The organism is Aeromonas sp. HMWF014, assembly GCF_963878295.1.
Taxonomy (GTDB): Bacteria; Pseudomonadota; Gammaproteobacteria; order Enterobacterales; family Aeromonadaceae; genus Aeromonas; species Aeromonas popoffii.
In genome coordinates, this window is record NZ_CAWNYS010000058.1 from 1 (window position 1) to 7,339 (window position 7,339).

Below are 7,339 nucleotides of genomic sequence, written 5' to 3' on the forward strand. Positions count from 1 at the left end.
TATATGGGCAATGTGCTCAGTGCCGGGGTGGGCCAGGCGCCTGCGCGTCAGGCGGTGCTCAAGGCCGGCTTGCCGGACAGCATCCCCTGTACCACGGTCAACAAGGTGTGTGGTTCCGGCATGAAGGCGGTGATGCTGGCGGCAGATGGCTTGCGCCTCGGTGACACTCACATCGTGATCGCAGGCGGTATGGAAAGCATGAGCCGTGCGCCCTACTTGCTTGACAAGGCGCGCAGCGGTTTTCGAATGGGGCATCAGAGTGTGCTGGATCACATGTTCCTTGATGGCCTGCAGGATGCCTATGAAGGACAACTGATGGGACATTACGCTCAGGTGAGTGCTGATCGCGCCGGTCTGGCCCGCTCCGACATGGACGCTTTTGCCATCGCTTCCCTGGCGCGCGCCCTGGCGGCGCAACAAAGCGGTGCCTTCAGGGATGAGCTGGCACCGGTGCTGGCCGGAGATACCCTGCTGCTTGCCGAGGATGAGCAACCCGCCAAGGCCAGGCCCGATAAGATCCCTCACTTGAAACCGGCATTTAGCAAGCAGGGCACCATCACGGCAGCCAACGCCAGCTCCATTTCGGATGGGGCGGCGGCGCTGATCCTGATGCGGGCCGAGACGGCCGCGCAACTGGGTCTGCCCGTGCTGGCACGATTGGTGGGTTATCAGAGTCATGCGGCCGCCCCTGCCGAGTTCACCAGCGCCCCGGTCGGCGCCATCCACAGCTTGCTGGCCAAGGTGGGCTGGCGAGTGGAAGAGGTTGACCTGTTCGAAGTCAATGAGGCGTTTGCCATGGTCAGTATGCTGGCAATGGCGGGCTGCAAGCTGCCCCATGACAAGGTGAATGTGAACGGCGGGGCCTGCGCACTGGGTCATCCCCTGGGGGCAAGCGGCGCCCGGATCCTGGTCACCCTCATTCATGCGTTGCGCACGCGTGGCCTGAAGCGGGGAGTGGCTAGCCTGTGTATCGGTGGGGGAGAGGCGACGGCGGTTGCCATCGAGCTGGGTTAATCCGTGTCTGCCATGGCCTGGAGTTGCTGGTTGACCCAGGCCGTTGCGGCCAGATAGAGCTGGCTGACCTTCTCTTCATTGAGCCCGAGCCGGGCCGTTTTGGCGGTGATGCGCTGCCAGTTTGCACTCTCATAATCCTCACAGAACGAGAGATAAAATCCCAGGTTGCCCTTGCGTTCCAGCAGGGCGACCCGGATCTCCTCGATCAGGGGAATGGTGCCGAGCAGCTTGTCCATCGGCTGTTCCATCAGCACATCCAGCAGCGAGAACAACCCTGTGATGAAGGCTTGCTGTGCCTGCTGGGTAGGGGCATGGGCGTGGGCCAGCAGCTCGCAGAAACGGGCCCGGATCATGGACATCTGATAGAGCTCGGCGCTCTTGCCATGGCCGGCACTGGTGGTGGCGACCAGGGTTACAAAGCGCTTGAGCTGGGCGTGGCCAAGATAGACGGCCGCCTGGCGAAAGGAGGAGATCGGATTGGCGTGGCTCTTCAGGTGGTTGACGTAACGCAGCAGCTTGAGTGACAGCGATATGTCCTGACTTAGCAGTTGCTCGATGCGATTGAGGTCGGGTTCCTCCTGATTGACCACATTAAGCAGTTGCATCACCACCACCTGAGCGGGCTGCATGGTGGCCTGTTTCACCATTTCGGGTCGACTGAAGAAGAAACCCTGGAACAGATCGATACCGAGTTTTTTCACCCGTTCGAACTCCGCTTTGTCTTCTACCTTCTCCGCCAGATAGGTGAGCGAGAGGTGCTTATGCTGCTGGATGAACATCTTGATCCGCAACAGCGAGGTGGCGCGCAGATCGAACTTGATGATGTGGATATAGGGCAGGAAGCGCTCCCACTCGTCCGACATGGTGAAGTCGTCCAGCGCCAGCTGATAACCTAGCCCATGCAGCTGCTGCACCTTGGCCAGCAGGGCATCATCGGGATCGGCATCTTCCAGGATCTCGATGACCACCTTATCTTGTGGCAGGCATTCGGCCAGCCCCTCCAGCAACAGGGAGTGGGGGAAGTTGATGAAGCAGGGATGCCCACCGAGCAGCTGATCGATGTTCTGTTGCAGGAACTGCTCGACCACCAGTCTGGCTGTGGCTTGTTGGGAGGAGATCACCGGAAAGACATTATTCAGACTGTCGCGGAACAGCAGCTCATAGGCGTGGGTATTCAACTCCCGATCCAGGATGGGCTGCCTTGCTACGTATGAATACATGCATCTCTCCAGTGTGGGTACTGGATTGATTTTATTGTGAAGATGCGCACTATGCCAGTGCTACCGGACTGGAAACGGTCAATAACTGGCATAGTGCTTGTATGGCAGGAGAGATCTGCCTCTGCTTGGGCTAGAAGAGGTAATTCAACTGCAGGCCGGCCAGCCAGGCATCCCCTTCCGAGGTACCCTGGAAGGTGGAGGTGGTCTGCGGCAGCCCGGGTTTCAGCTGCATGGTTTCGGTCACCTCCACCTTCTTGCCATCGATCAGGGTCAGACCCAGATCCAGCGAGAGGTGGCGGTCGATCTGGTAACCCACCCCGGCGCTGTACCAGACCCGATCAGAGTCAGGGATTGAGATGGTACGGCGATCTGCCGGCACCGGGCTGTGGTCATAGGCCAGGCCGGAGCGCAGCTGCCATTGTGGTGCCAGCTGGTAGGTCAGGCCCAGAGCGTAGCGCCAGCTGTCTTCCCAATGTTCGTCCTTGATGTGCATGACACCGTGGTGGTCGAGCTCGGATTCGAGCTGCACGAACTTGCTCCAGTTGGTCCAGTTGATACTTGAGTGCAGCGCCAGGCTAGGCGTCAGCTGATGAAACAGCGCCAGTTCGGCGGTGGCGGGCAGGGGGAGTTCCAGGCTGCCGGTATCGTTAAATGGCTGATCGTTTTGATCGATGCCGATGGCATCGCCAGAGAGCCTCAGGGTCACGTCGTGGCGGTAGGAGAGGCCGATGCGAGTCGCATCCGACAGCGTCAGCAGGGTACCCAGGTTCCAGCCCATGGCCCAGCCATCCCCCTTCAGGTGCTTGGCGATCTTGTTGTTGGAGGGGAAGGTGCCACCCACTTCCCCTTCCCCCTGAATGGCGGATATGCCGGCACCGACAGACCAGACACGGTTGATGCGATAGGCCAGTGAGGCACTCAGATCCAGGGTCTTGATATCGGAGACATTGCCGAAGTGACCGGCATTATAGTTGTCCGGCATCTCGACGCCGAGGCCGTAGTAGGCGGTCGCTGCCAGCCCCAGTCGCCACTGCTCATTGAGCGGCACTATCAGGTAGGCGTTCGGTATCCAGGCATCATCGGCAATGTCGTGGGCGCTCGCATCCAGCGTGACGGGTCCCATGGCGGTGGGGACCCTGGTGATCCCTTGGATGTTGACGTCGGGGCGCACATAGATGAAGCCGCCGGAGAAGGCCATGCGATTGAAGCGGGTCATGGCGGCGGCGTTGCGGGAGAGCACGCTGGCATTGTCGGCGATAGCGGCCTCGCCTGCGAAAGCGCGGCCCATGCCGGTGGCGGATTGTTCTGCCAGCTGGAAACCTGCCGCCTGGGCCTGGCTTGATAGCATCAGCAGGGCGATGAGAGACGGCGTCATGGTGGAGTGCATGGGATGGTCCTTGAAAGTGAACTTGGCGTTCAATCTGTCTTATGGTTGGGTGCAGGATTTTATATGGTATGACCAGTAAGGCAACGGCAGAGGCACTGCGGGGAGAAAAACAAGATTAAATGCTGAGGGATAGGGGGCTAATAGCTTGATAAAAAAGGAAAAGTGAACAACTGTTTGCTACAGATGTACGCTGAAAACGAATTTGGCATAAAAAAGAGCGCCCGTAGGCGCTCTTGTCAATTGGCTGACGATCAGAATTTCATGTTGAACTGAGCGGAGGCCAGCAGGGCGTTACCGTGGGAGGTACCCTTCCAGCGCAGCGCTTCGCTGTTTTCGACCAGCTTCTCGTTGACGTCAACTTTCTTGCCGTCCAGATAGGCCATACCGAAATCGACGCTCATGTCCTTGTCGATGTGGTAGGTAGCACCGGCGCTGTACCATATGCGATCGGAGTCCGGGATACTCAGGCTGCGGTATTCCTGTGTGATCGGAGTCTTGTCGTAGGCGAAGCCGATGCGAGCTTCCCAAGCGGGATTGACGTACCAGGTGCCGCCCAGCGAGTAACGGGTGGAGTCCTTGAACTTCTCCGGCTTGTGCAGGCAGACGCCGACACCGTCAGCGCTGTTGCACTGGCCGCTGGTGGCCTTGAGCTCCTGGAAGGCACTCCAGTCGGTCCAGCTCACCGAGTAATGCGTGGCAAACTGCTGGTTCAGGCGGTGGTAACCGGCGAATTCGGCTTGGGCTGGCAGCTCCAGCGGCAGTTCGCCACCGACTGTCTTGAAGCCGGAGGAGGTTCCCCGATAGTCACCCTTGAAGGTCAGGTCTACCTGGGAGCGATAGGTCAGGGCGAAACGGTTGTTCTCGTTCACCTCATACATGGTGCCCACGTTCCAGCCGTAACCCCAGTCATCCCCTTTCATGTGGCTGACGATGGTGTCCTTGCCGATACCCGGCACGCCACTCAGTGGCGGCACGGCGGCCAGCACACCGGCTCGGCGGTTCAATTCCGCCTCGGCATACACCAGGTTCAGACCCGCACCGACACTGAATTGCTGGTTGATGCGGTAGGCGATGCTCGGGTTGATGTTGACGGTCAGCAGCTCTGTATCGCCGGCAATGGAGCCTGCGTTGAAGTTGTCGGAATATTCGGTGGACAGACCGTAGTTGGAGAATATGCCGACACCCCATGCCCACTGATCGTTCAGCGGCTGGATGAAGTAGGTGGCAGGCACGAAGGCGCTCGGCGCGATACCGCTTTCGCTGGCGCTTGCCAACTTGGTGGGGCCGGCATAGATATCACCATTTACATCCACATCCGGCTTGATGTAGGTGCCGGCGACGGAGAGTGCCATCTTGTCAAAGCGGGTCATGGCTGCCGGGTTGCGTGACACCACGGAGGCATTGTCCGCCACGACGGCTTCCCCTGAGTACGCGCGACCCAGACCGGAGGCTGAGTGTTCGTTCAGCTGGAACGCGGAGGCGAAGGTTTGGGTACTGGCCAGGGTGACGGCGGCAGCGATCAGGCTCTTTTTGAAAAAGGCAGTTGTCATAGTGTTCTCTCTTGTAGGCAGATTTTCTGTCAGCATCAGGGCTTTTTTGCCACCGTATATGACAAGATCTGTTGTTATTTCAGCTTCTTCCCATTCAATTCTGGCGTGATTCTATGGTTCTGGTAGGAGGTAAGAAATCAGACCAGTGACAGCAGAATACATAAAAGTGACTATTGTGTTAATCATTTGTTTTAACTTGGCGTTTAAATAGTCTCTTTTGCCACTTATTGAATGAAATCCGAGCGTTAATGCTGATCCGCATCACAAAAATAATTTTGACCATTTGCAGTGATTGGGCGGCAAATGAGTGAGGATTGTGGTGGGAAAGGAGAGGAACGGGCAGAGAACCGGATTGTCTGCCCGTGCAGTTGACTCGATGTGATACAAGTCAGGATTGGGTTAACACCTGTTAAATCGACCAGTGCAGACGGGATCCCAGCGCCTGCACCATCGGATCCAGTGGCTCCTGCATGTCACCGATTAACACCATGTTGGCCCCCTTGAGTTGTACTATCTCCCCCTTGAGCTGGCCATCTTCGAAAGTGGGCTGCAGGGTGAGTGGCACATGCTTGGGCACCAGGAACAGGGTCACGGGTCCCATCTTGCCCTGGAACACCATGTGCAGCGCCGGTCCCTGGTAAAAAGCACAGTGATTGACGTAGGTGACGTTCAGGTCTTGCATGCCCATCAGGGTGGCGCCATATTTCTCCATCTTGGCGTTGATGGTGCGCAGGCTCACCTTCTCATCCACATCCTTGATGAAGGGCTCCTCCCCGTAGACGTGGGCCATGGCGACCTGGGCAAGGGAGAGTTCAGCCGGTGGCGTCAGCGGCCAGCTGAGCCAGCGGGTGCTCATGCCGAGCAGGAAGGCGACCGAAGCAGCCATGGCCAGCGGGCGCCATTGGCTGCGCGGGCTTACTTGCAGGGGAACCTGGCTCTCCTGTTCGGCGTTCAGCGCCTGCCTGAGCAGGATGCGCTCGGCCAGCCCGGCCGGTACCTCGACCTCCAGCGCCTGATGCAGGCGACGGTCCAGCTGCTTCATCTCGTCCAGATGCTTGCGATTGGCGGGGGTGGCCTGCGCCGCATCGAGAAAGGCGGGGTCATGCTCCAGCGGATGGGTGATGGCCCGCCGGCGAAATTCCAGCTCATCCATTGGTGTGTCCTCTCTGTTGTGTCGTTGACTCCATCGCCTCTTTGATCTGGTTGCGGGCCCGAAACAGGCGAGTCATGACGGTGTTCTTGTTCAATCCCAGTTGCGCCGCTATCTCGTCGCCGCTGAAGCCCCCCAACACCTGCAACAGCAGGGGCTCCTGATACTCGGCGGGCAGGCGGGCTATATGGCGTCTGAGCCACTCGTTTTCCATCTCCTGCTCGTTGTGCAAGGCATCCGGATCGCTCTGGGGATGCTCGTCGAGATCGATGAGATCGAACTGCTTGCGCTCGAACCGGCGGGCATTCTCCCGTCGCAATATGGTGATGAGCCAGGCCTTGGCGGCCTTGTCATCGAGCAGCGAGTCGATGCCCTTCCAGGCGCGCAGGAAAGTCTCCTGCACCAGATCCTCCGCCACCTGCGGATCCCGACATAGCCAGTAGGCGTAGCGATAAATGTCCCCGTGCAGGGCATGCACCAGGGCTTCGTATTTGGTCTGTTTGTCTGCCATGCCTCCATAGACCGGGGAAACCGTGGGATCCTTTCCGACGGTGGCTCCTTTTTTTTTGAAAAAACCTAACGCCATCGCTGGGCTTCCTTTATATGAGTGTCCCCAAGGGTCATTGACCCAAGCGTGCCAGTAGCATGAGGCCATAGGCTATCGCAAAAGGTTCATACGCGCATAGCGGGCCGGCGAGGCCTTGCCATGGGGTCTGACGGTCAAAGGGGGAGGCCTGGGTGGCAAAACAGGCGCGATCCAGTGCGGCGAGTCCGGTGGCAAGCGCGGGGGCATGGCGACAGGGCAAGTCAGTGAGGTGTGCGGTGCGGTGCGCATGGCGTCGTGGCCAGCGCAGGCTGGCCCATGCCAGCAAGGTCGCTCTGGCATGGTTTGCATCCTCGCGCCGCAGTGCCCGCTGCAAGCGATAGAAGGCGTGCCAGCGTGGCCACCCTTGCCAGAGGGCGCGCAGCAGCAGGGCCCAGATCACCCAGTAAAGGCTCTCATGGTTTGGTCCGGTGA

General features: G+C 59.0%; 7 protein-coding genes. 1 reads left to right on the plus strand and 6 read right to left on the minus strand.

What is annotated here, in order from left to right; all coding sequences use genetic code 11:
• The coding region (locus tag AAC083_RS02285) for an acetyl-CoA C-acyltransferase (RefSeq protein ID WP_108535735.1) at positions 1–1,014 on the plus strand (1,014 nt) is incomplete at its 5' end.
• Here the strand turns inward: AAC083_RS02285 and AAC083_RS02290 are convergent.
• The 6 genes from AAC083_RS02290 to AAC083_RS02315 form a co-directional block, all read right to left on the minus strand.
• Positions 1,011–2,234 carry an EAL and HDOD domain-containing protein gene (locus AAC083_RS02290; RefSeq protein ID WP_042037324.1) on the minus strand — a complete coding sequence of 408 codons (1,224 nt, stop codon included), beginning with the start codon at positions 2,232–2,234 and terminating at the stop codon, positions 1,011–1,013. The two genes, AAC083_RS02285 and AAC083_RS02290, sit on opposite strands and share 4 nt — an antisense overlap.
• A gap of 130 nt (positions 2,235–2,364) precedes the next feature.
• A complete protein-coding gene (locus tag AAC083_RS02295) occupies positions 2,365–3,621 on the minus strand; it encodes an OmpP1/FadL family transporter (RefSeq protein ID WP_108535736.1) in 1,257 nt (418 codons plus the stop codon).
• Between the two features lie 251 nt (positions 3,622–3,872).
• Positions 3,873–5,171 carry an outer membrane protein transport protein gene (locus tag AAC083_RS02300; RefSeq protein WP_108535737.1) on the minus strand — a complete coding sequence of 433 codons (1,299 nt, stop codon included), beginning with the start codon at positions 5,169–5,171 and terminating at the stop codon, positions 3,873–3,875.
• A gap of 409 nt (positions 5,172–5,580) precedes the next feature.
• The gene (locus AAC083_RS02305) at positions 5,581–6,324 is read right to left on the minus strand and encodes a DUF3379 domain-containing protein (RefSeq protein WP_108535738.1); all 744 of its coding nucleotides are present in this window, start codon (positions 6,322–6,324) and stop codon (positions 5,581–5,583) included.
• Complete coding sequence (locus AAC083_RS02310; RefSeq protein ID WP_108535739.1) at positions 6,317–6,907, minus strand: sigma-70 family RNA polymerase sigma factor; 591 nt, start codon at positions 6,905–6,907, stop codon at positions 6,317–6,319. The genes AAC083_RS02305 and AAC083_RS02310 overlap by 8 nt, the downstream gene beginning before the upstream one ends.
• A 34-nt stretch (positions 6,908–6,941) precedes the next feature.
• Positions 6,942–7,339 (minus strand): BatD family protein (locus AAC083_RS02315; protein ID WP_441296516.1); only part of this gene is annotated, 398 nt, incomplete at its 5' end.

Coding starts and splice junctions, on each gene's coding strand:
- AAC083_RS02290 (WP_042037324.1), bottom strand. CDS start 2,234: ATGTATTCATACGTAGCAAGGCAGCCCATCCTGGATCGGGAGTTGAAT.
- AAC083_RS02300 (WP_108535737.1), bottom strand. CDS start 5,171: ATGACAACTGCCTTTTTCAAAAAGAGCCTGATCGCTGCCGCCGTCACC.
- AAC083_RS02305 (WP_108535738.1), bottom strand. CDS start 6,324: ATGGATGAGCTGGAATTTCGCCGGCGGGCCATCACCCATCCGCTGGAG.
- AAC083_RS02310 (WP_108535739.1), bottom strand. CDS start 6,907: ATGGCGTTAGGTTTTTTCAAAAAAAAAGGAGCCACCGTCGGAAAGGAT.
- AAC083_RS02295 (WP_108535736.1), bottom strand. CDS start 3,621: ATGCACTCCACCATGACGCCGTCTCTCATCGCCCTGCTGATGCTATCA.